This window comes from Bacteroides sp. AR20, assembly GCF_964250605.1.
In the GTDB taxonomy this organism is placed as follows: domain Bacteria; phylum Bacteroidota; class Bacteroidia; order Bacteroidales; family Bacteroidaceae; genus Bacteroides; species Bacteroides uniformis.
This window is the reverse complement of sequence record NZ_CAXUGK010000004.1, coordinates 180965-205047: the sequence shown is the minus strand read 5'-3', so window position 1 is coordinate 205047 and position 24083 is coordinate 180965. Positions and strand designations below refer to the sequence as shown.

Sequence of the window (24083 nt, the reverse complement as noted above, 5' to 3'; positions counted from 1 at the left end):
TGCCCCCTATCTTCAGTCTTGATAATAAATACGTTTTACCCGCGTAGAAACGCTTGTCAACACCTCATAAGGAATAGTTTCGAGTACATCGGAAAGAACGGTTATAGGCAGATGGTCACCAAAAATTTCCACACTGTCACCCTCCTTGCAATCGATGTCCGTTACGTCAATCATACAGACATCCATGCAGATATTCCCTACATAGGCTGCCCGTTGGCCGTTTACAAGACAATAAGCATGTCCATTTCCAAGATGGCGGTTCAAGCCGTCGGCGTAACCGATGGGAAGAGCCGCTATACGCGACGGACGGGTGAGATGCCCTTTCCGGCTATACCCCACCGTATCCTCTTCGGGAACATCACGTATCTGGAGGATGGTAGTCTTCAACGTGCTCACATTATTCATAATGGAATTGTCTATGGGATTGACACCATAGAGGCCGATACCCAGGCGCACCATATCGAATTGCGCCCCGGGGAAACGCTCGATACCTGCGGAATTGCAGATATGGCGAAGTATCTTATGCGGAAAAGCCTCCTGCAATTCCATGGACGCTTTCTCGAACATTTCTATCTGCCGGCGTGTAAAACTGTCGAATTGTTGCGAATCGCTCCCTACCAAATGCGAGAAGACGGAACGGGCAATCACGGCATTCTGTCCCTTCAGCCGCTCTATCAGCCGGGGCATGTCCTCCGGAGCAAACCCCAGGCGGTGCATACCGGTATCCAGCTTTATGTGGATGGGGAAGTTTGTGATACCTTCCTTTTCCGCTTCTTTAATCAAAGCGTCCAGCAGATGGAAGCTATATACTTCGGGTTCCAGCTTGTAATCAAACATGGTCTTGAAAGCAGTCATCTCAGGATTCATGATAATGATGTTCGCAGTGATGCCCGCTTTACGGAGTTCGGAGCCTTCGTCGGCAACCGCCACGGCAAGATAATCGACATGATGTTCCTGCAAGGTCTTGGCTATCTCGTAAGAACCTGCACCGTAAGCGGAGGCTTTCACCATGCAGACCATCTTTGTTTCCGGCTTCAGCTTGCCACGATAATAGTTCAGATTGGCAATCATCGCTCCAAGATTAACCTCCAGAATGGTTTCGTGCACCTTCTTCTCCAATACTTCCGTCAAGGAGTCAAAACCGAACTTACGTGCACCCTTAATCAGAATTATTTCGTTTTCAAGGCGAAGTTCCCCACGCTGAATGGCACGTATCAAGGCCGCTGTATCCGGATAAAAGGTCTTCTCTATATTAAAGCGTGCAGCGCAGGAAGATATTTCATTTCCTACACCTATGATGCGTTCAATGCCACGGCTGTTTACCAGCTGTGCCACTTGTCGGTAAAGTGTCGGCGTGTTCTGACCGGTCTCCAATATATCCGAAAGAACCAAAGTCCGCCTCAATCCCTTACTTTGCGAACGGCGGTAAAGAAAATCGAGTGCAATATCCAATGAGCCAAGGTCAGAATTATAACTGTCGTTAATCAACAGACAGTTGTTTTTTCCCTCCTTGACTTCCAGCCGCATGGCGATGGGTTCTAGCCTTGCCATACGTTCTGTAATCTGTTCGGCAGGAAGCATCAGATAGAGGCATGCGGCCAGGCAGTTCAGCGAATTCTCGATGGAAGCATCATCTATGAACGGTAGAGTAAACGTATTATCCATATCCAGATAGCGATAGGAAATGACAGTACAGTCATCCCGTTTCTCCACCTTACTTATATATAGAGGACGTTCCATATCTTTCCGGCTCCACGCAATCTCACGTGCAGACAGCATGGACTTCGCCACACAGTTGCTGACGAACTCATCGTCACCATTATAAATCACTACATCACAATTCTTGAAAAGCGTCAGCTTCTCCATGCATTTCTCCTGCAACGAGAAGAAATTTTCCTGGTGAGCCCCTCCTATATTGGTCAGGATACCTATGGTAGGCTTGATGATGTTCTGCAAAGCACGCATTTCCCCCGGCTCGGAAATACCGGCTTCAAAAATAGCAAGTTCGGACTGTTCGTTCATCTGCCACACAGACAAAGGCACTCCAATCTGGGAGTTATAACTGCGGGGAGAACGGATAATGGCACGTTCCGGACTGAGCAACTGGTGCAGCCATTCCTTCACAACAGTCTTACCGTTGCTTCCCGTAATACCGATGACCGGTATCTGGAACCGGTTCCGATGCTGTTCCGCCAGTTTTTGCAAGGCTTTCAGCGGGTTGGGAACAATGAGATAATTGACAATTGACTGCGCATCATCACGCTGCATAGCATTGTCAATAGTCAATTGTCCATTGTCCATTAATCTAAAGCTTTCTTCGCTAAGCACAAAATTACGTACTCCACGGGCATATAAATCTGCAATATAGCGCGCACCGTCATTTCTCTTGGTGGTCAAGGCAAAGAATAATGTTTCCTCAGGAAAATTCAGGGAACGGCTGTCAGTGAGCAGCCAGTCTATGGTAGCCGGCGCGTTTCCCATACGCCGTGCGCCAATACTTTCAGTTATGCTTTCAATCGAATACGACATATTTCTCTCTCTTTTTGGAAATCTAAGTACGGGTATTTTCTGTTAAGTTGGTCTATTTTTAACACAATTTGTCCTAAAAAACGCTTATACTCTTCTGAAGCGGGATAAAATGGCTTATGTGACAACATCTTACGGATATTTTCACTTTCTTCCATAATCCGTAACGCATCGGCAGAGATACACGACCGGGTAAACCGTTCCCAGACATAGCGAATGGCCGTTTCGGAAGGATGCACCATGTCTTCTGCATAGAAGCGATAGTCACGAAGCTCGTCGAGCAGCAACTCATAAGCCGGAAAATAGAAAACATGTTCCGGGAAAGTGGCTTGCAACTGGTTCACGGCAAGCAGCAAGGTAGCTTTACTGAGCTGGTTGGCATGCATTCCGTCACGCACGTGGCGGATGGGGCTGACGGTGAACAATACTTTCAACCGGGGAATCCGCGCCAGCAAGCCGGAAAGCAAAGAGGTGTAGTCAGATACTATTTCACTGACAGAAAGCATACGGCGGGTAAAGCAGGACTCAGGTTGCTTATGACAGTTGGCAACTACAGTTCCCGTCTTTTCATTTTCATAAACCCAGGCAGAGCCGAAAGTCAGCAACAGACAATCCAACCGGTCCAGCCTTTCATGGGCGCTTTTCAAACGCCCGTTAATACCTGCCAATGTTTCCTCTGCAGAGACTGAGGAAAAGCTACCATGATGCATGGCACTGTGCCAAAGTTCATGAAAGAGGAAAATATCGTTTTCATTGTAGCATCTGCCCGCAATGATTTCACGCAATGCCGCAGAAATGGAAAACGGATTATAAAGCACACCATAAGGATTGACGTCACAACGGAACTTGGCATCCGCCAGCCTTTGCCCCATCTCGGACGCAAAACAAGAACCCATCAGCAACAGATTATTCTCTTGCGAAAGAAGGGGCATACTGGAAACTACTTCTACAGGCGTATAAAGATTCATAAGCTCGGAATAAATAAACCATTCACTTTCTCGAAAAAAATGATGTACCAACTGCTTGCTACGCCACAAAGATAGTAAATTTCAATATATAACGGTCGAAACATAAAAAGGCAGGTGATATAACCTTTCATTATATCATCTGCCTTAAATAAAAATACTATATATTCTATTAATACCAATTAGCCGTAGGATCAGCCACCCAATCTGCAAAACCTGGATATTTATCATTAATATCCTGACGTTCAGCAGTCCATTCATATCTTGTCTCTACACGTATCTTCTGCGGCGCTTTGCCTATCTCCGCTTTCAGTGTATATACTTCAGCATTTTGACCTTCCACTTTGATATTTACGGCACCGGTACCGTCAACTCTGTACATCACCGGAGCCTTAGTTGCCCCAGCACCTATATTTACCATTGTAGTATTAGAAACGCCAAAGAGTCCATGAACTTCACGGCTATCACCGCCCACCTCAATATACAAAGGCAAAGTACCACCCGCAGCCTGCAGGGTAATGATAGTTGCTCCTCCATTGGTCGCTACATCAAACACGACATCGTTGAAGTCAAAATCATCACTGTCTCCAAGGTCTTCTGCTATGATTCTGTACGCATTCGTATATACGGCCGGAGAGATCTTCACAATCCAATCACTATAATACCCATCTGCAGCCACTTGTTGATTTGGGTTCTGTCCGGTAGCTTCAAAGTCAAATCCCACATAATAAGCACCCTCAATATATTGTATAGTATAATTATAGTGCATTTTACCATCCAGAGAAGCCCTATAGCCAAAAGAAGACGTTCCACTATTCTGCATTAGCATTATAGCCCCCTCAGTAGCATTAAAATTATTGATATGGTCATCTGATGCCGCAACCAAAAAATCCATATTAGAGTGTGAGCCACTTACATGTTGAACAAAAAAGTCGGTCCAATCCCCCCCAATGGATTGTGGATTCCGATATGTTTTAAACCATTCCGTAACCACTTCTTTTTCTGTAGCCGTAACACTCCCCGGTACTTCCGTAAAATCTTTCCATTGATTGCTATTAGTGTTAGCAACACGCGTTGTCGGTGTTACCCCAAATCCCCAATCCTGATCAACTGCAATTTCTCCATACCTCTGCACAAAAGCCGATGCATACTGTGCCTCTTTCTTAGCTGCCGCCTTTTCCGGGTTGAACAGATCGCTATCAGAACCGCAAGCGGAAAAACCACTACGCCCATAATAGCCAAAACTTTAAAGTCAAGCTTTTTCTTCATATCATTCATTGTTTATTCATTTAACAATTCGTGACTACACCCCATTCCGACACATATTACAACCAAGAATACCATCACATACAATTCAGAATTGTATAACATATTGATAAACAGGACATATTCCACTTCGCAATATATATAATATTATATCAACAACAACCAAAGCTTCTAAAAAGTTGCAATAAATAATTTATAAAATTGCATTTTTCAACAAACATCAAGTGTAGAGCAGCTCTTATCACAGACGGTCACGTGCGAGAATAAAAGTCAATCTTTGGAAGGATTAATATCCTTGTCTACTAACACTAAATCATTCCTATATGTAGAAAAAATCGTTCCACCATGGTGGAACGATTTTTTCTACAGGATGGAACAATATTTTCTCCATGGAGGAACGATTTAATATCAGGCATCTTTTCCCTTAACTATAGGCAGGCGGAACGAGAAATGTGGCGTATGCAAAGAGAAAGTAAAAACAGAAGTGAACAAAAGAGGCTTTTTTTCCTTCTAAAACTTCCCGCCATCCGTTTTCTTTTGCTATTTTTGCATTTTGTAATCTTCAGATTAGAAATGAGAACAGAACCAACAACATATAACTTGCTTAACACCATTACATTTCCCAAGGATTTACGCCAACTCAGCGTAGAAGAGCTTCCTGAAGTCTGTAAAGAATTGAGGCAAGACATTATAAAAGAGGTTTCGTGCAACCCCGGACATTTCGCAGCCAGTCTGGGCACGGTAGAGCTGACCGTTGCCCTGCACTACGTATTCAATACTCCGTACGACCGCATAGTCTGGGATGTAGGCCATCAGGCGTACGGGCACAAGATACTGACCGGACGCCGTGAAGCATTCTCCACCAACCGTAAATTCAAGGGAGTTCGTCCTTTTCCCTCACCAGAGGAAAGCGATTATGACACATTCACCTGCGGACATGCGTCAAATTCAATCTCCGCCGCTCTTGGCATGGCTGTTGCCGCTGCCGAAAAAGGCGAGAAAGACCGCCATGTGGTCGCCGTCATCGGTGATGGAAGCATGAGCGGCGGCCTGGCTTTCGAAGGACTGAACAACGCTTCGTCTACCCCTAACAACCTTCTTATCATTCTCAACGACAATGATATGTCGATAGACAGAAGTGTAGGCGGCATGAAGCAGTACCTTTTCAACTTGACTACCAGCAACCGCTATAACCAGCTGCGCTTCAAGACATCCAGACTGCTGTTCAAAATGGGACTTTTGAACGAGGACCGCCGCAAAGCGCTGATTCGCTTCGCCAACAGTCTGAAATCAATGGCCGCCCAGCAGCAGAATATCTTTGAAGGGATGAACATCCGCTACTTCGGCCCTATCAACGGACACGATGTGAAAAACATAGCCCGTGTCCTACGGGACATTAAAGATATGCAGGGACCGAAAATACTGCATCTGCACACTGTAAAAGGAAAAGGATTCGAACCTGCCGAGAAGAATCCCGATATCTGGCATGCACCGGGCAAGTTCGATCCGGAAACCGGAGAACGCCTCAAGGTGGACACCAGCAATTTGCCTCCGCTTTTCCAGGACGTGTTTGGGGAAACGCTGGTAGAACTGGCAAAGGAAAATCCGAAAATCGTCGGAGTAACCCCCGCCATGCCCACCGGCTGCTCCATGAACAAGCTGATGGACACCATGCCCGACCGTGCCTTCGATGTGGGTATTGCCGAAGGGCATGCAGCCACTTTCTCGGGCGGCATGGCTAAAGAAGGAATGCAACCTTTCTGCAACATCTACTCCTCCTTCATGCAGCGGGCATACGATAATGTCATCCATGACATCGCCCTGCTCCGCCTCCCCGTCGTACTTTGCCTGGACCGCGCCGGACTGGTAGGAGAAGACGGACCGACACACCACGGAGTTTTCGACCTGGCCTATTTCCGTCCGATTCCCAACCTGACCATATCTTCACCGATGGACGAACATGAATTGCGCCGCCTGATGTACACGGCACAGTTGCCGGACCAAGGTCCGTTCGTCATCCGCTATCCCCGCGGACGCGGCGTATTGCTGGATTGGAAATGTCCGCTGGAAGAAATCCCCGTAGGCAAAGGGCGCAGACTGAAAGAAGGCAAAGACCTGGCAGTCATCACCCTCGGCCCCATAGGCAACGTGGCCGCACGTGCCATAGAGCGTGCGGAGAAGGACAAAGGAATCTCCATAGCCCACTACGACCTGCGTTTTCTCAAGCCGCTCGACGAAGCCCTGCTGCACGAGGTGGGACTCAACTTCCAGCATGTCGTCACCATAGAAGACGGCGTCAAAAAAGGAGGAATGGGCAGTGCCGTACTGGAGTTCATGGCGGACAATGACTATATTCCCCGTATCAGACGTATCGGTGTACCCGATGCCTTCATAGAACACGGCACCATACAAGAGTTGCATCATCTTTGCGGAATGGACGAAGAAGGAATCTATAATCAATTGATAATTGATAGTTGAAAATTGACAGTTTGAACATTTACCCCATAGGTCAACTATTAATTATCAACTATCAACGAATTAAAAGTGAAAATAATTATTGCAGGTGCCGGCGCAGTAGGCACACACTTGGCCAAATTGCTGTCCCGCGAGAAGCAGGACATCATTCTGATGGACGACAACGAAGAGAAGTTGAGCACACTGAACTCCAACTTCGACTTGATGACGGCTACAGCCTCCCCTACCTCCATAAAAGGCTTGAAAGAAGTGGGAGTGGGAGAAGCCGACTTGTTCATAGCCGTCACCCCCGATGAAAGCCGGAACATGACCGCATGCATGCTTGCCAACAATCTGGGAGCACAGAAGACCGTAGCCCGTATTGACAACTACGAATACCTGCTGCCCAAAAACAAGGAATTTTTCCAGAAGCTGGGTGTCGACTCACTCATCTACCCGGAAATGCTTGCCGCCAAGGAAATCGTGTCCTCCATCCGCATGAGCTGGGTACGCCAATGGTGGGAATTCTGCGGAGGAGCCTTGATACTGATAGGCACCAAGATGCGCGAAAAAGCCGAGATACTGAACATCCCCCTCCATGAGTTGGGCGGACCGGAGCTGCCCTATCACGTGGTAGCCATCAAACGGGGAAGCGAAACACTGATTCCCCGTGGTGACGATACCATCAAGCTACATGACATCGTATACTTCACCACCACACGAAAATACGTCCCCTACATCCGCAAAATAGCCGGCAAGGAAGATTATGCCGATGTGCGCAACGTGATGATTATGGGTGGAAGCCGGATTGCCGTACGAACCGCCCAATATGTCCCGGACTACATGCAGGTGAAAATCGTGGACAACGACCTGAACCGCTGCAACCGCCTGACCGAGCTGCTTGACGACCGTACCATGATTATCAATGGCGACGGACGGGATATGGACCTGCTTGTGGAAGAGGGACTGAAAAATACGGAAGCCTTCGTTGCCTTGACCGGCAACTCGGAGACTAATATCCTGGCCTGCCTTGCCGCCAAACGCATGGGAGTCAGCAAAACCGTAGCGGAAGTGGAGAACATCGACTACATAGGCATGGCCGAAAGCCTTGACATCGGCACCGTCATCAACAAAAAGATGATTGCTGCCAGCCACATCTACCAGATGATGCTGGATGCGGACGTCAGCAACGTGAAATGCCTGACCTTTGCCAATGCCGATGTAGCGGAGTTTACCGTTAAGGCTGGCTCGAAGATTACCAAACATCCGGTAAAAGACCTCGGCCTCCCGAAAGGAGCCACCATCGGCGGACTTATCCGCCAGGGGGAAGGCGTTGTGGTTATGGGTAACACCCTGATACAGCCGGGTGACCATGTAGTGGTATTCTGCCTGAACATGATGATTAAGAAAATCGAAAAATACTTTAACTAATTGAGAATGAGTAGTTGGTAAATGATTAACTTCAAGACAATCATACGGATTATCGGTATTCTGCTATTGCTGGAAACAGTCATGTTTCTGGTCTGTTCGGGCGTGTCCTTCTACTACAGAGAAAGCGATATGCTCGACTTCTGGAAAGCAGGAGGCATCACAGCAGGGGTAGGCTTATTGCTGGCGGCTCTCGGCAAGGGAGGTGAACGGCAACTGACGCGCCGTGACGGATATGTACTGGTCAGCTTTGCCTGGGTGGCATTCTCTCTTTTCGGAATGCTGCCTTTCTATATAGGTGGATACATACCCGACATTGCCAATGCATTCTTCGAAACCATGTCCGGTTTCAGCAGTACGGGTGCCACCATCTTGGACGACATCGAGTCACTTCCTCATGGAATACTGTTCTGGCGCAGTATGACACAGTGGATTGGCGGCTTGGGAATCATCATGTTCACCATTGCAGTGCTTCCCATCTTCGGAGTCAGTGGCCTGCAGGTGTTCACCGCCGAGGCAAGCGGCCCTACACATGACAAGGTTCATCCCCGTATCGGTATCACCGCCAAATGGATTTGGAGTATCTATGCCGGCATAACCGCTCTGCTTGTCGGCCTGCTGATGCTTGGAGGTATGGACTGGTTCGACAGTATCTGCCATGCATTTGCCACTACCGGTACCGGTGGCTTCTCCACCAAGCAGGCCAGCGTTGCCTACTACAAATCTCCTTATATAGAATATGTCATCTCCATTTTCATGTTTATCTCCGGCATCAACTTCACCTTGCTATTATTGTTCGTCAACCGGAAATTCAAGAAGTTCATCGGCAATGCCGAGCTGAAATTCTATTTCGGTTCAGTTGTGCTCTTCACTGCCGTCATAGCCATCGTGCTTTACTATACCAGTCCCATGGGGATGGAAGAATCCTTCCGCAAATCCTTGTTCCAGGTAATCTCCCTCCAGACCTCCACCGGTTTTGCGACAGATGACTATATGCAATGGACACCCGTCTTGTGGGGGCTGCTTACCATCATCATGCTGATGGGAGCGTGTGCAGGCAGTACCACCGGAGGCTTGAAGTGTATACGTATGGTAATTCTTACCAAAGTCTCACGAAACGAGTTCAAACACATCCTACACCCCAATGCCATACTTCCGGTACGGATAAACAAGCAGGTAATCTCTCCCTCCATTGTCTCCACCGTACTGGCCTTTTGTTTTATTTATATCTCCATTATAGTCATCGGCACACTGCTCATGATGACTATGGGTGTCGGGGCTGAAGAATCAATGGGCTGCGTCATTTCCAGTATCGGTAATATGGGACCCGGATTGGGTGAAACCGGACCTGCCTATTCGTGGAATGCCCTGCCCGATGCAGCTAAATGGCTGTTATCCTTTTTAATGCTTCTGGGTCGTCTTGAGTTATTTACCGTACTGCTGCTTTTCACACCGGATTTCTGGAAACGGAATTGATTTAGGATAAAAAGTGTAAAAATAATCATTTTTTGTTATGCGGGGATAGCAAATTGAACAATACTTATTATATCTTTGCGTCCTTGAAAGAGAGAATTGTGGTATGAAGCAATGCATTAAATACTGTTTAATCATAATCTTTGCAGCCCTATTGCACGACAGTGCAACCGGAGCTGCAGATATTTTGTGCGTTCCTGCCACCCGACAAGCAGAATGCTGTACGCTGTCACAAGCTCCTACCACCCAACAAGCAGTCCAGAAGTTCTACGACTTGTTTTCACCAAACTCCCTCTGCATAGAACATGTGGACCATACGCAAGTACCAACCAACAAAAGCGTACTCCTGCGCATGTACATCTACAAGATGCAGCAGCATGCCTATGCACCGGAATGCGACCGTTTGTTGAATCTGTCTCCTCATCCCGTACCCGACGCGAATTATTACGTGTTCGGGCTAAGAAAGATTATCATTTAGAAGGCCTGCAAGCGCAGACGCTTGCCCCTGACCTCGCCGGACAACAAATCAGAGGTTTTGTCCTCCGGTGCGATGTATCTATTATTATATATCTAAAATCTTATCAGGTTTATGAACTTTACTTTGTTAGTGGTCGTCTTATTGACGGCAATCGCTTTCGTGGGTATCGTCATCGCGCTCTCCAATGCGATAGCACCCCGTTCGTACAATGCACAGAAGATGGAGCCGTACGAGTGTGGTATCCCTACCCGCGGTAAATCGTGGATGCAATTCCGGGTAGGTTACTATCTGTTTGCCATCTTGTTCCTGATGTTCGAAGTGGAAACGGTATTTCTGTTCCCTTGGGCAGTCATCACCCGCGAACTTGGCGTGGCAGGACTTTTCAGTGTTTTATTTTTCCTGATTATATTGATTCTGGGCCTTGCTTATGCCTGGAGGAAAGGAGCTTTGGAATGGAAGTAACAAAGAAACCGAAAATTAAATCTATCCCTTATGAGGAGTTTACAGACAACGAAACGTTGGAGAAACTGGTTCGGGAACTTAATGCCGGAGGCGCCAATGTCGCCCTTGGCGTACTGGACGATTTCGTCAACTGGGGACGCAGCAACTCACTGTGGCCTCTTACGTTTGCAACCAGCTGTTGCGGTATCGAATTCATGGCCCTCGGCGCAGCCCGCTACGATATGGCGCGCTTCGGGTTCGAGGTAGCCCGTGCCAGTCCGCGCCAGGCAGACATGATTATGGTTTGCGGAACAATAACCAACAAGATGGCTCCCGTTCTGAAACGTCTTTACGACCAGATGGCCGATCCGAAATATGTAGTAGCCGTAGGCGGCTGTGCCGTCAGCGGAGGCCCGTTCAAGAAATCCTATCACGTGGTGAACGGTGTGGACAAGATTCTGCCGGTGGATGTCTACATTCCCGGTTGCCCTCCGCGTCCGGAAGCATTCTACTACGGCATGATGCAATTGCAGCGTAAAGTGAAAATAGAGAAATACTTCGGTGGAGTAAACAGAAAAGAAGAGAACCACTAATCAGTACTTAAAAATATGGAAATAAAATACATAGAGCCCTCAGTCCTGCACGACGAAATGCTGCGTCTGCGGAAAGAGAAACAAATGGACTTCCTGGAATGCCTCAGCGGTATGGATTGGGGAATACCCGACGAGAAAGACGCACCGGACACCCCCCGCGGACTCGGTGTAGTCTATCTGTTGGAATCTACTGTTACCGGCGAACGGATAGCGGTACGCACCGCCACTCTAAACCGGGAACATCCCGAACTTCCTTCCGTCAGCGATATCTGGAAAGCTGCGGATTTCAACGAGCGCGAAGTCTACGACTTTTACGGCATCGTTTTCATCGGTCATCCGGATATGCGCCGACTCTATCTGCGCAATGACTGGGTAGGCTATCCCATGCGTAAAGACAATGAGCCGGAAAAAGATAATCCGTTGCGTATGGACAACGAAGAAACGGTGGACACTACCATGGAATTGGAGCTGAATCCCGACGGTAGCATCAAGAATAAGGAGATGCAACTTTTCGGTGATGAGGAATATGTGGTGAACATCGGTCCCCAACATCCGGCCACCCACGGCGTAATGCGCTTCCGTGTATCATTGGAGGGTGAAATCATCGACAAGATTGATGCCAACTGCGGCTACATCCACCGGGGTATCGAGAAGATGTGCGAAAGCCTGACCTATCCGCAGACCTTGGCTCTGACCGACCGTCTGGACTACCTGGGCGCACACCAGAACCGCCATGCCTTGTGCATGTGTATCGAAAAGGCAATGGGCGTGGAAGTAAGCGAACGCGTGCAGTACATACGTACCATCATGGACGAGTTGCAGCGAATAGACTCTCACCTGCTGTTCTATTCTTGTCTTGCTATGGACCTGGGTGCATTAACGGCCTTCTTCTACGGTTTCCGCGACCGCGAAAAGATACTCGACATCTTTGAGGAAACTTGCGGCGGACGCCTCATCATGAACTACAACACCATCGGTGGCGTGCAGGCAGACATTGCTCCCGGCTTCGTAAAGAAAGTGAAGGAGTTTATCCCCTACCTCCGCGGTATCCTACACGAATATCACGACGTATTCACCGGGAACATCATTGCCCAGCAACGTCTGAAAGGTGTGGGTATACTCTCACGGGAAGATGCCATCGCCTTTGGAGCTACCGGAGGCACCGGACGCGCCAGCGGATGGGCCTGCGACGTGCGTAAGCGTATGCCATATGCCGTATATGACAAGGTGGACTTTAAAGAAATCATCCGCACCGAAGGCGATTCATGGGCACGCTACCTTATCCGTATGGATGAAATTCTGGAGAGCCTGAAGATTATCGAGCAACTGATAGACAACATCCCGGAAGGAGCCTACCAGGAAAAGATGAAACCTATTATCCGCGTACCGGAAGGCACTTATTATGCAGCCGTAGAAGGTAGCCGCGGTGAGTTCGGCGTCTTCCTCGAAAGCCACGGCGACAAGATGCCTTACCGCCTGCATTTCCGCAGTACGGGCTTGCCATTGGTATCGACCGTAAATACGATTTGCCGCGGAGCTAAAATCGCCGACCTTATTGCCATTGGCGGAACATTGGATTATGTAGTACCAGATATTGACAGATAAAAGGATTTACGATTTGACAATTTACAATTTACCATGCGGAATTACAGCGCAGCCAAATTATAAATTGTACATTGTGAATTGTAAATCAAAAAGCGCCTCGTAAATTGTAAATAGTAAATTGTAAATAGTAAATGAACAACGTGTTTGACTTTAGTATAGTAACCAACTGGATACACCAGATGCTGACTTCCCTGATGCCGGAAGGTCTGGCAATATTCCTCGAATGCGTGGTGATTGGCGTATGCATCATCTTGATGTATGCCGTGCTTGCCATCATCCTGATTTACATGGAGCGTAAAATATGCGCCTTCTTCCAATGCCGCCTCGGTCCGATGCGCGTGGGGAAATGGGGATTGCTCCAAGTGCCCTGCGACGTCATCAAGATGTTGACAAAGGAAATCATTGATTTGAAATTCTCTGACCGGTTCCTCTACAATCTGGCACCGTTCATGGTAATCATCGCTTCTTTCCTGACATTTGCCTGCCTGCCCATCAACAAGGGATTGGAGGTATTGGACTTCAATGTAGGAGTGTTCTTCCTGCTGGCTGCATCGAGTATCGGCGTAGTGGGTATCCTGCTGGCAGGCTGGAGTTCCAACAATAAATTCTCGCTGATTGGAGCCATGCGAAGCGGTGCGCAGATTATCAGCTACGAGTTGTCCTGCGGATTGAGCATACTGACAATGGTAGTGTTGATGGGAACCATGCAGTTCTCCGAAATAGTAGAAGGACAAGCTGACGGCTGGTTCATCTTCAAGGGACATATCCCTGCATTGATAGCCTTCATCATCTACCTCATTGCCGGAAATGCGGAAACCAACCGCGGTCCCTTCGACTTGCCCGAAGCCGAAAGCGAGTTGACTGCCGGATACCATACGGAATACAGCGGTATGGGCTTCGGATTCTTCTATCTGGCAGAATATTTGAATCTGTTTATCGTAGCCTCCGTGGCAGCCACCATCTTCCTGGGAGGCTGGATGCCGCTACACATCGTAGGCCTGGACGGCTTCAACGCAGTGATGGATTACATTCCGGGATTTGTATGGTTCTTCGGAAAGGCCTTCTTCGTAGTCTTCCTGCTGATGTGGATAAAGTGGACCTTCCCCCGCCTGCGTATTGACCAGATTCTGAATCTGGAGTGGAAGTACCTGGTACCCATCTCTATGGTGAACTTGATTTTGATGGTATTAATTGTAGTATTTAAATTGCATTTCTAACCGGCGTAGCGCCGGAGCAAGATTTCCTTGCGGATAATTTTAATAAAGGCAAAAGTAATGAAAGAAAAGAACTCTTATATCGGCGGACTCATACACGGCGTCACTTCTCTGCTGACGGGTATGAAGACAACCATGACCGTATTCTGCCGACGAAAGACTACCGAACAATATCCGGAAAACCGCTCGACATTGAAACTCTCCGACCGTTTCCGTGGCACGCTGACCATGCCCCATAATGATAAAAATGAACATCGGTGTGTAGCTTGCGGTTTGTGCCAGATGGCTTGTCCCAACGACACTATCAAGGTGACCGGCGAGATGGTTGAAACGGAAGACGGCAAGAAAAAGAAGATATTGGTTAAGTACGAATACGACCTCGGTTCGTGCATGTTCTGCCAACTCTGTGTGAATGCCTGCCCTCACGATGCCATCACGTTCGACCAGGATTTTGAGCATGCAGTGTTTGACCGCACGAAACTGGTCATGACGCTGAACCGTCCGGGCAGCCATGTAGAAGAAAAAAAGAAACCCGCTGCTCCCAAAGAAGAGACAACAAAGTAATTCGTTAATAGTAACTTGTAATTAAACAACATGGAAATAACTCTTGAAACAGTAGTATTCTACTTCCTTGCGGCCTTTATCACCGTATTTTCCATCTTGACGGTAACGACCCACCGCATGGTGCGCTCGGCCACCTACCTGCTGTTCGTGCTTTTCGGTACGGCAGGCATCTACTTTCTGCTGGGTTACACCTTCCTCGGTTCCGTGCAGATTATGGTCTATGCCGGCGGTATCGTAGTGCTCTACGTCTTCTCCATACTGCTTACCAGTGGCGAAGGCGATGTCATCGAGAAGTTAAAGCGTAGCAGGTTCCTTGCCGGACTGGGTGCCACCGTGGGCGGTGCCATCATCGTAGTATTCATCACTTTGAAGCATAAGTTCATTGCCACCACCGACGTGGAACCTTTGGAGGTCAACATCAAGACCATCGGTCACCACATGCTGAGCGGTGACAAGTATGGTTATCTGCTTCCCTTCGAAGCTGTCAGCATCTTGTTATTGGCATGTATCGTAGGTGGATTATTAATAGCACGTAAAAGATAAGAATTATGATACACATGGAATATTATCTGATAGTTTCGGCTATCATGTTTTTCGCAGGCATCTATGGGTTCTTCACCCGCCGCAACACGCTGGCGATACTTATCAGCATCGAGCTGATTCTGAATGCCACGGACATCAACTTTGCGGTGTTCAACCGTTTCCTATTCCCCGGAGGACTGGAAGGATATTTCTTCTCTTTATTCTCCATCGCCATCTCGGCGGCCGAAACGGCTGTAGCCATTGCCATCATGATTAACATCTACCGTAACATCCGCAGTATCCAGGTGAACAAACTGGATGAGATGAAGTGGTAAGAGCAAGAATCGCCAAGCGATGTTTCTTGAATAGTAATAATTGATAAACATAGTATATATGGAATATACAATATTAATCCTTCTACTCCCTTTCCTCTCTTTCCTCGCTCTGGGACTTGGAGGTAAATGGATGTCACACCACACTGCCGGCCTTATCGGAACTGCGGCACTGAGTGTGGTCGCAGTGCTTTCCTATCTCACCGCAGGAATGTACTTCAGCGCTCCCCGCCTTGCCGATGGTACGTACGAGGCGCTAATGCCCTATAACTTCAAATGGCTGCCTTTCACAGAAAGCCTCAGTATCGACATGGGTATCCTACTCGACCCGATTTCGGTTATGATGCTCGTGGTCATCAGTACCGTTTCGCTGCTGGTACACATATACTCTTTCGGCTACATGAAGGGCGAACGCGGTTTCCAGCGTTACTACGCCTTCCTGTCGCTCTTCACCATGTCCATGCTCGGACTGGTAGTAGCAACGAATATCTTCCAGATGTATCTGTTCTGGGAGTTGGTGGGCGTGTCCTCCTATCTGCTGATTGGTTTCTATTATACGAAGCCGGCGGCTATTGCCGCTTCGAAGAAGGCTTTTATCGTGACCCGTTTTGCTGACCTGGGATTCCTTATAGGTATCCTCGTCTATGGGTATTATGCCGGTACATACACCTTCAGCCCTAATGAGATGGCGCTGGCAAAGGGCGGTGCGGCAATGATTCCGCTTGCCTTGGGACTGATGTTCATCGGTGGTGCCGGAAAGAGTGCCATGTTCCCGTTGCACATCTGGCTGCCCGATGCCATGGAAGGTCCTACGCCGGTCAGTGCACTGATTCATGCCGCCACGATGGTGGTTGCAGGTGTCTATCTGGTGGCACGCATGTTCCCGTTGTTCATAGAATATGCTCCCAGCGTGCTGCACATCGTGGCATACGTAGGAGCCTTCACGGCATTCTATGCCGCCAGTGTGGCATGTGTGCAGAGTGACATCAAGCGTGTACTGGCATTCTCCACCATCTCCCAAATCGGTTTCATGATGGTGGCGCTGGGTGTATGTACATCAGCCAACCCACACGAAGGGGGACTGGGCTACATGGCAGGCATGTTCCACTTGTTCACACACGCCATGTTCAAGGCATTGCTGTTCCTCGGAGCGGGTAGCATCATCCATGCCGTACACAGCAACGAGATGTCTGCCATGGGCGGACTGCGGAAGTATATGCCCATTACACATATCACGTTCCTCATCGCCTGCCTTGCCATTGCAGGTATTCCTCCGTTCTCCGGATTCTTCTCCAAAGATGAAATCCTGACGGCATGCTTCCAGTTCAGCCCCATCATGGGATGGATTATGACAGTGATTGCAGGTATGACAGCATTCTATATGTTCCGTCTTTATTATGGTATCTTTTGGGCCGGCTCTGAGCCGGGACAAAAGTCGGCAAGCGATGGGGGCGACAGCCACATGCCTCACCCCCACGAGAGTCCTCTGGCGATGACCCTGCCCCTGATGCTCCTTGCTGTGGTTACGATAGTTGCCGGTTTCATTCCTTTCGGACACTTCATCAGTTCCAACGGTGAAGCATATAACATCCATCTGGATTGGAGTGTGGCAGGTACAAGTATCGCCGTAGCGGTGGTTTCCATAGCCATTGCCACCTACATCTATGCAGGTAGCCGGCAACCCGTTGCCGATACATTGGCACACCGTTTCAAAGGCTTGTGGACAGCAGCTTACCACCGCTTCTATCTGGACGAGGTCTACCAGTTCATCACCCACCGCATCATCTTCGGCTGCATCTGCCACCCCATTGCATGGTGGGACCGCCACGTGGTCGACGGTTTCTTCAACTTCCTTGCCTGGGGGGCTGAAGCTACCAGTGAAGAGATACGCGGCCTGCAAAGCGGACGCATCCAGCAATATACATTTGTATTCCTGCTGGGCACGCTGGCACTGATACTGCTACTATTGCTATAACCCGAGATTTTTCAATCGTAAATCGTAAATCGTTAAATCGTAAATATAAAGATGAACTTTTTATCATTATTCGTACTCATCCCCTTGCTGATGTTGCTGGGTCTTTGGCTCAGCCGCAACATCGTACAAATACGCGCGGTGATGGTGACCGGTGCATCGGCTCTGCTGGTTCTTTCTGCAGCATTGACCGTGATGTACCTCAATGCACGCCACGCTGGTGCCACGGATGAAATGCTGTTCCGTGCCGACATGGTCTGGTATCCTGCACTCAACATCCACTATTCGGTAGGAGTAGACGGTATTTCGGTAGCCATGCTGCTGCTTTCGGCCATCATTGTCTTTACCGGAACATTCGCCTCCTGGAGGCTGCAACCGCTGACTAAAGAATATTTCCTTTGGTTCACCTTCCTCTCCATCGGTGTGTTCGGGTTCTTCATCTCGATAGACCTGTTCACCATGTTCATGTTCTACGAGGTTGCCCTCATTCCCATGTATCTGCTTATCGGTGTATGGGGGTCGGGACGCAAGGAGTACTCCGCCATGAAGCTGACACTGATGCTGATGGGCGGCTCCGCCTTCCTGCTTATCGGTATCCTGGGTATCTACTACGGTGCCGGAGCCACCTCTATGAACCTATTGGAAATAGCACAGATGCACAATATTCCCATCGAACAGCAACGTATCTGGTTCCCGCTCACCTTCCTCGGTTTCGGTGTGCTGGGCGCTCTGTTCCCGTTCCACACATGGAGCCCCGACGGTCACGCCTCCGCACCGACTGCCGTATCCATGCTCCATGCCGGTGTATTGATGAAACTGGGAGGTTACGGATGTTTCCGCATAGCCATGTACCTGATGCCCGAAGCTGCACAAGAACTGGGATGGATATTCCTGGTTCTTACCGGAATCTCCGTGGTATACGGTGCATTCTCCGCTTGTGTACAAACCGACTTGAAGTATATCAATGCCTACTCTTCCGTCAGCCATTGCGGCCTGGTGTTGTTCGCCATCCTGATGATGAACCAGACAGCTTGCACGGGTGCTGTTCTGCAGATGCTCTCTCACGGACTGATGACAGCCTTGTTCTTCGCCCTTATCGGTATGATATACGGACGTACCCATACGCGTGACGTCCGCGAACTCTCCGGTCTGATGAAGATTATGCCTTTTCTGGCTGTCTGCTATGTAATCGCCGGTCTTGCCAATCTGGGACTGCCCGGACTCAGCGGTTTCATTGCCGAAATGACCATCTTCACCGGTTCGTTCCAGCATCCCGATACGTTCCACCGCGTGTGGACGGTCATTGCATGCAGCTCCATCGTGATTACGGCAGTCTATATCCTGCGACTGGTAGGAAAGATTCTCTATGGCACCTGCACTAACAAGCATCACCTCACCTTGAGCGATGCAACCTGGGACGAACGTACAGCGGTCATCATCCTCATCGCATGCGTTGCCGCCCTCGGTATGGCACCATGGTGGATTAGCGGCATGATTGGAGACAGCGTGCTGCCAATAACTGATTTATTTACGATTTGACGATTTACGATTGATAAATGACTTGTAAATCCCAAGAGTAACCTCAATCGTAAATCGTAAAATCGTAAATCCCAAGAGTAATTTCAATCGTAAATCGTAAATCGTAAAATCGTAAATAGATATGGATTATTCCCAATTCCTCCTGCTCAAAGAAGAGCTTTCGCTGATATTGGTCATCGTCATCCTTTTTGTCGCCGACCTCTTCATGAGTCCGGATGCACACAAGAATGACGGCAAACCGGTGCTGAACACAATGCTGCCAGTTGTTCTGCTGACCATACATACACTTATCACCATCGTCCCCGGTCCTGTGGCCGATGCCTTTGGCGGCATGTATCACAACCAGCCGATACAGAGCATCGTGAAATCCATTCTCAGTATAGGTACACTGATTGTATTCCTGATGGCCCACGAATGGATGCGCCGTCCGGACACTGCCATCAAACAAGGTGAGTTCTACATTCTGACACTTTCCACCCTGCTGGGTATGTACTTCATGATTTCCGCCGGACACTTCCTGATGTTCTTCATCGGACTGGAGACGGCAAGCATCCCGATGGCAGCCCTGGTTGCCTTCGACAAATACCGCCACCACTCTGCCGAGGCAGGTGCCAAATATATTCTCACGGCACTGTTCTCCAGCGGATTGCTGCTATACGGATTATCTTTGATTTACGGTACGGTAGGCACTCTCTACTTTGCCGACATACCGGCACGCCTCACCGGCGACCCGTTGCAGATTATGGCATTCGTATTCTTCTTCTCCGGCATGGGATTCAAAATATCACTGGTGCCTTTCCATCTTTGGACAGCAGACGTTTACGAAGGTGCTCCAAGCACGGTGACAGCCTATCTGAGTGTCATCTCTAAAGGCTCTGCCGCTTTCGTGCTGATGGCTATTCTCATCAAGGTATTCGCTCCAATGGTGGAACAATGGCAGGAAGTGCTGTACTGGGTTATCATCGCCTCCATCACAATTGCCAACCTCTTCGCCCTACGCCAGCAGAACCTGAAGCGGTTGATGGCTTTCTCCAGTATCTCGCAAGCAGGTTACATCATGCTGGGTGTCATCAGCGGAAGCGCACAAGGTATGACGTCGCTGGTATACTACGTGCTGATATATATGTTTGCCAATCTTACCGTATTTACCGTTATCACGATTGTGGCACTGCGGGCAGGCAAGTTCACACTTGAAGACTATAACGGGCTGTATACCACTAATCCGAAGTTGGCGTTCCTGATGACACTGGCACTGTTCTCTCTGGCAGGCATCCCGCCGTTTGCGGGCTTCTTCTCGAAGTTCTTCATCTTCGCGGCAGCTTTCGAAGGCGGCTTCCATCTGCTGGTATTCATTGCCCTTATCAATACAATCATCTCGCTTTATTACTATCTGAAGATTGTAAAGGCAATGTACATCAACAAGAGCGACGAGCCGATTGCAGCATTCCGCAGTGACAACTATACACGTGCCAGCCTGGCCATTTGCACGCTGGGTATTGTGGTACTGAGTATTGCAAGTGTGGTATATCAATCCATCGATAAGTTCTCATTCGGATTATAACCGGAGGGTATCATCACTTACCACAAATTACGCAGATTGGCACAAATTATCTTTAGAAGTTCTGATAATCAAGAGCTTTGAGTTGTGTTAATCTGCATAATTTGTGGTGAGTGTGTATTTTAGCACATTTCCATACTATACAATCGGCAGCACAAACCAAAAGCATGAGCCTTTCCCCGGTTCACTGTCCACACCGATTGTGCCACCCAACTGCTCTATAATGCTCTTGCTGATAGAAAGCCCCAGGCCGGTGCCATGCACAAACGTATTCAGCTTTATAAAACGGTCGAATATCTGAGCCTGCATTTCCGGCTCAATGCCAAGGCCCGTATCGGCCACATAAAAACGCAAATGAGTTTCATCCACCTTATCATATCCTACACGTATACTTCCCGCAGTGGTGAACTTGATGGCATTGTTGACAAAGTTGGCTATGACCTGATTCAAACGGTTACGGTCACTGACAATCCGGCATTCCGGCAGATGATGGTCGAAGAGAACTTCCACACCCGGTTTAGCCTTCATCTTCATGAAGCGCACAATGTCCTCACATAGTACGTTCACGTCCAGCTCTTTTTCCACAAAGTCAAATGTCCCGGCCTCTATCTTGGACAAATCCAGTATGTCGGAAATCAGCTGCAACAGCAGGTCATTGTTTTCTTCGATAATCGCCATATACTGCCTTTTTTCCTCCATGTCCCCGGTCTCTCCCATCAGACTGGAGAAACCGACAATCGCATTCAGGGGCGTACGTATCTCATGACTCATATTGGCAAGGAAGGCACTCTTCAGACGGTCGGCGGTTTCTGCCTTCTCCTTGGCTTCAATCAGCATAGCCTCCGTCTCCTTCAATTCCGTAATGTCATAGTTGACGCCTATCAGCTCTATTTGTCCGTTCTCCGGTTCGAACAGATTGACAACCACATTGGTACGTACCCAGTTCCATTTTCCCTTTTCGCCCGGACGCTCAATGCGCATCTCTCCCTGGAAATGTTTGGCTTCGCCCACACGGGCCTTACTGAAGAAATCAAGCATCCTCCTGCGGTCACTGGGGTACATCTTGCTGTATATTCCCACGACATCTGCCAATTGGGTATTCTCGTCCTCTCCCATATTCTTATACCATTGCTTGATGGCATAGCCTTTCCGGTCGAGCAGGTTCAGCTTGGCATAACCTACCTTCGCATAATCCGATATAAGCAGGAAGAAATTCTCGAAATCACAGATACGGCTCATGGCATCAATCCGTTCCGTATTGTCGATGTTAATCATGGCATAGCCGGTAAAGTTACCTTTACTGTCATACACCTTGCTCACTTTCGTATAAAGATGTATCACATCCTTCGGCTGTTTGGAAGTGGAGTAATACCCTTCAGTCCGGTCGAAAGCATAATTCAGGCGGAAGTCGACCATATCCTCGGTCTGTATACGTTCTGCCAATTGGGCGGACACATTCGGGTTCTCGAATAAGTTCACTCCAATGACATCCTGTTTGTCACGGACCCCGAATATCTCCATATCCTTATTGTTGATGTCTACCAGGAATCCGTCTTTGTCATAGATTTCCACCCCGGCCGGTATATTGGCAAAGATATTCTTGAACAGTTTTTCGCTATGGTCCAAAGCCAGATGAGTCTGTACCGAGTCTGTCGTATCGAGGAATAACGCCACCACTTCATTCTTTTCCGGAGAGTATATCACCACGTGGCAGTGCTTGTTGGTGAGCTCAAAACACATGTCCATTTCCTTATGTGTCCCGGTGTTCACTATATCAAGCAGATATTCCAGTCTGGGGGCCGCCTCCCTTGAAAAAGACGAGGCAGTCTTGCCGATAAACGTCGACGCGGGTTTTCCCAGAAAATCGGCAAAGATAGAATTCGCATCTGTCACATAATACCCGTAGGGATTGTCCTTTTCATCACAGACAATGGACATCCGCACATACCCCAAAGGCATATAGCGGAACAAATTGCTGAGGAAAGTACGTTCACGCACAGCCTCATCCTTCGTTTTGCGCAACTCTATGCAAATGCTGATGACATTTGCCAACGAACTAAACCATTGGTAATCCTCGTTAGTCCACATTCGGGTACGGTCCACCAAATCAATGCCCATATATCCCCACACCTGGTCATTGGCAACCAGCGGAGTTACCATCAAGGACTTTATATTCTGTCTCGCCAGAATTTCATATTCGGCGTAAGCGTGCTCCGGCAGTTGCCCCAGCGTTTCCAGCAGAACGGGCTTTTGTGCCATAATCTGTGACGTCCACCACGGCAAGCTGTCAGCCTGGACTCCCTGAAGCATTTCTTTCTCAGGAGCCACTCCCGGAGCCACCACCTCGTATGTGCAGCTCTGGTACCGGCACTTCTCATCGTATTGGAATATATAGACACGCCCGCCGCGAAAGAAATCGAGAATATCTTTCAGTATGTCGTAAATGCCCGCACTGATATCCTCGTCTTTCAGGAAACGGAATAAGGAATGGGATATTGAGGTCTGCCGATAAAGCAAATTGTTCACTCTTTGCAAAGCCTGCTTCGCAGCTTCCTCCTTCGGCATCTCTACGCGCTGCAACACTCCGAAAGCCTTCAACGTACCATCCGGCAAATGCTCCTTATACCCCACGCGCGAGTAGACCCAGACCACTCCTTCAGTAGAATAGATAGGAAACGTCTGTTCATAGACCTCCATATTCTGAATGGCAAGGAACTCCCGGCTGATACGCGTCCGATAGTCTTCGCGTATCATTTTACCGAAATCCTCAAAGCTCAGGTATTCCCCTTCCAAGCCTAACAACTTACAGACATATTCGGAGCAGAGATACTGCCTTGAAGAAAAATCAGCCTCCCACCAACCTATCCGGCCAAGAATGGAAAGGCGCCGGAAATGTTCACTATCGTCACGATGAACAGCCATATATTTATCAATATTGGTTTGAGATACAAAAATAGCCATAAAACTCTAATAAGCAACCATTAGAAACCTTTTTCGTCCCAAGCAGCCTATATATAAGGATAACAAACAATCCGGAAGAATGTGCGGTAACCGAATCGTAATAAATTTGAAAATGAAACGTATGTGCCATGTATCACCGGTGTAATGTCATTGCCTCATCTTTGCAGCGGATTAAAAAACGTACAAAGAAAA

Annotated in this window: 18 protein-coding genes; 14 read left to right on the top strand and 4 right to left on the bottom strand. The window is 48.4% G+C overall.

Annotation, left to right across the window (positions count from 1 at the left end; translation table 11 throughout):
• Positions 1-12: 12 nt before the first annotated feature.
• From ACESTD_RS04150 to ACESTD_RS04140, 3 genes are all read right to left on the bottom strand, one after another.
• Complete coding sequence (locus ACESTD_RS04150) at positions 13-2529, bottom strand: bifunctional UDP-N-acetylmuramoyl-tripeptide:D-alanyl-D-alanine ligase/alanine racemase (protein ID WP_005835226.1); 2517 nt, start codon at positions 2527-2529, stop codon at positions 13-15.
• A complete protein-coding gene (locus ACESTD_RS04145; protein ID WP_005835225.1) occupies positions 2505-3494 on the bottom strand; it encodes a GSCFA domain-containing protein in 990 nt (329 codons plus the stop codon). The genes ACESTD_RS04150 and ACESTD_RS04145 overlap by 25 nt, the downstream gene beginning before the upstream one ends.
• Before the next feature lie 169 nt (positions 3495-3663).
• The gene (locus tag ACESTD_RS04140) at positions 3664-4314 is read right to left on the bottom strand and encodes a hypothetical protein (protein WP_373158670.1); all 651 of its coding nucleotides are present in this window, start codon (positions 4312-4314) and stop codon (positions 3664-3666) included.
• 1016 nt (positions 4315-5330) lie between these two features.
• Between ACESTD_RS04140 and dxs the strand changes: the two genes are divergently transcribed.
• From dxs to ACESTD_RS04070, 14 genes are all read left to right on the top strand, one after another.
• Positions 5331-7235, top strand: a complete 1905-nt coding sequence (gene dxs, locus ACESTD_RS04135; protein WP_373158671.1) for a 1-deoxy-D-xylulose-5-phosphate synthase — start codon at positions 5331-5333, stop codon at positions 7233-7235.
• 66 nt (positions 7236-7301) lie between these two features.
• Positions 7302-8642 carry a Trk system potassium transporter TrkA gene (gene trkA / locus ACESTD_RS04130; protein ID WP_005835221.1) on the top strand — a complete coding sequence of 447 codons (1341 nt, stop codon included), beginning with the start codon at positions 7302-7304 and terminating at the stop codon, positions 8640-8642.
• A 21-nt stretch (positions 8643-8663) separates the two neighbouring features.
• The gene (locus tag ACESTD_RS04125) at positions 8664-10115 is read left to right on the top strand and encodes a TrkH family potassium uptake protein (protein WP_373158672.1); all 1452 of its coding nucleotides are present in this window, start codon (positions 8664-8666) and stop codon (positions 10113-10115) included.
• A gap of 103 nt (positions 10116-10218) precedes the next feature.
• Complete coding sequence (locus ACESTD_RS04120; protein ID WP_005823953.1) at positions 10219-10590, top strand: hypothetical protein; 372 nt, start codon at positions 10219-10221, stop codon at positions 10588-10590.
• Between the two features lie 111 nt (positions 10591-10701).
• The gene (locus ACESTD_RS04115; protein ID WP_005823956.1) at positions 10702-11052 is read left to right on the top strand and encodes an NADH-quinone oxidoreductase subunit A; all 351 of its coding nucleotides are present in this window, start codon (positions 10702-10704) and stop codon (positions 11050-11052) included.
• Positions 11043-11624, top strand: a complete 582-nt coding sequence (locus tag ACESTD_RS04110) for an NADH-quinone oxidoreductase subunit B (protein WP_005823959.1) — start codon at positions 11043-11045, stop codon at positions 11622-11624. Before ACESTD_RS04115 ends, ACESTD_RS04110 begins: the two co-directional genes overlap by 10 nt.
• Positions 11625-11639: 15 nt before the next feature.
• A complete protein-coding gene (locus ACESTD_RS04105; RefSeq protein ID WP_008665629.1) occupies positions 11640-13229 on the top strand; it encodes an NADH-quinone oxidoreductase subunit D in 1590 nt (529 codons plus the stop codon).
• A 140-nt stretch (positions 13230-13369) separates the two neighbouring features.
• Complete coding sequence (nuoH, locus tag ACESTD_RS04100; protein WP_009037156.1) at positions 13370-14446, top strand: NADH-quinone oxidoreductase subunit NuoH; 1077 nt, start codon at positions 13370-13372, stop codon at positions 14444-14446.
• Between the two features lie 57 nt (positions 14447-14503).
• A complete protein-coding gene (locus tag ACESTD_RS04095; protein WP_005835213.1) occupies positions 14504-15007 on the top strand; it encodes a 4Fe-4S binding protein in 504 nt (167 codons plus the stop codon).
• A 30-nt stretch (positions 15008-15037) separates the two neighbouring features.
• Entirely contained in the window at positions 15038-15550 is a 513-nt protein-coding gene (locus ACESTD_RS04090; RefSeq protein ID WP_005823970.1) for an NADH-quinone oxidoreductase subunit J, read from the top strand.
• 5 nt (positions 15551-15555) lie between these two features.
• On the top strand, positions 15556-15864 hold the full coding sequence (nuoK, locus tag ACESTD_RS04085; protein WP_005823972.1) for an NADH-quinone oxidoreductase subunit NuoK: 309 nt from the start codon (positions 15556-15558) through the stop codon (positions 15862-15864).
• A gap of 58 nt (positions 15865-15922) precedes the next feature.
• The gene (nuoL, locus tag ACESTD_RS04080) at positions 15923-17836 is read left to right on the top strand and encodes an NADH-quinone oxidoreductase subunit L (RefSeq protein WP_373158673.1); all 1914 of its coding nucleotides are present in this window, start codon (positions 15923-15925) and stop codon (positions 17834-17836) included.
• A gap of 51 nt (positions 17837-17887) precedes the next feature.
• The gene (locus ACESTD_RS04075) at positions 17888-19372 is read left to right on the top strand and encodes a NuoM family protein (protein ID WP_138297986.1); all 1485 of its coding nucleotides are present in this window, start codon (positions 17888-17890) and stop codon (positions 19370-19372) included.
• 121 nt (positions 19373-19493) lie between these two features.
• The gene (locus ACESTD_RS04070) at positions 19494-20933 is read left to right on the top strand and encodes an NADH-quinone oxidoreductase subunit N (RefSeq protein WP_151853240.1); all 1440 of its coding nucleotides are present in this window, start codon (positions 19494-19496) and stop codon (positions 20931-20933) included.
• Between the two features lie 135 nt (positions 20934-21068).
• On the opposite strand, the gene ACESTD_RS04065 is transcribed toward ACESTD_RS04070, so the two are convergent.
• Positions 21069-23852: an ATP-binding protein gene (locus ACESTD_RS04065; protein ID WP_373158674.1), complete on the bottom strand. Its 2784-nt coding sequence runs from the start codon at positions 23850-23852 to the stop codon at positions 21069-21071.
• Positions 23853-24083 lie beyond the last annotated feature (231 nt).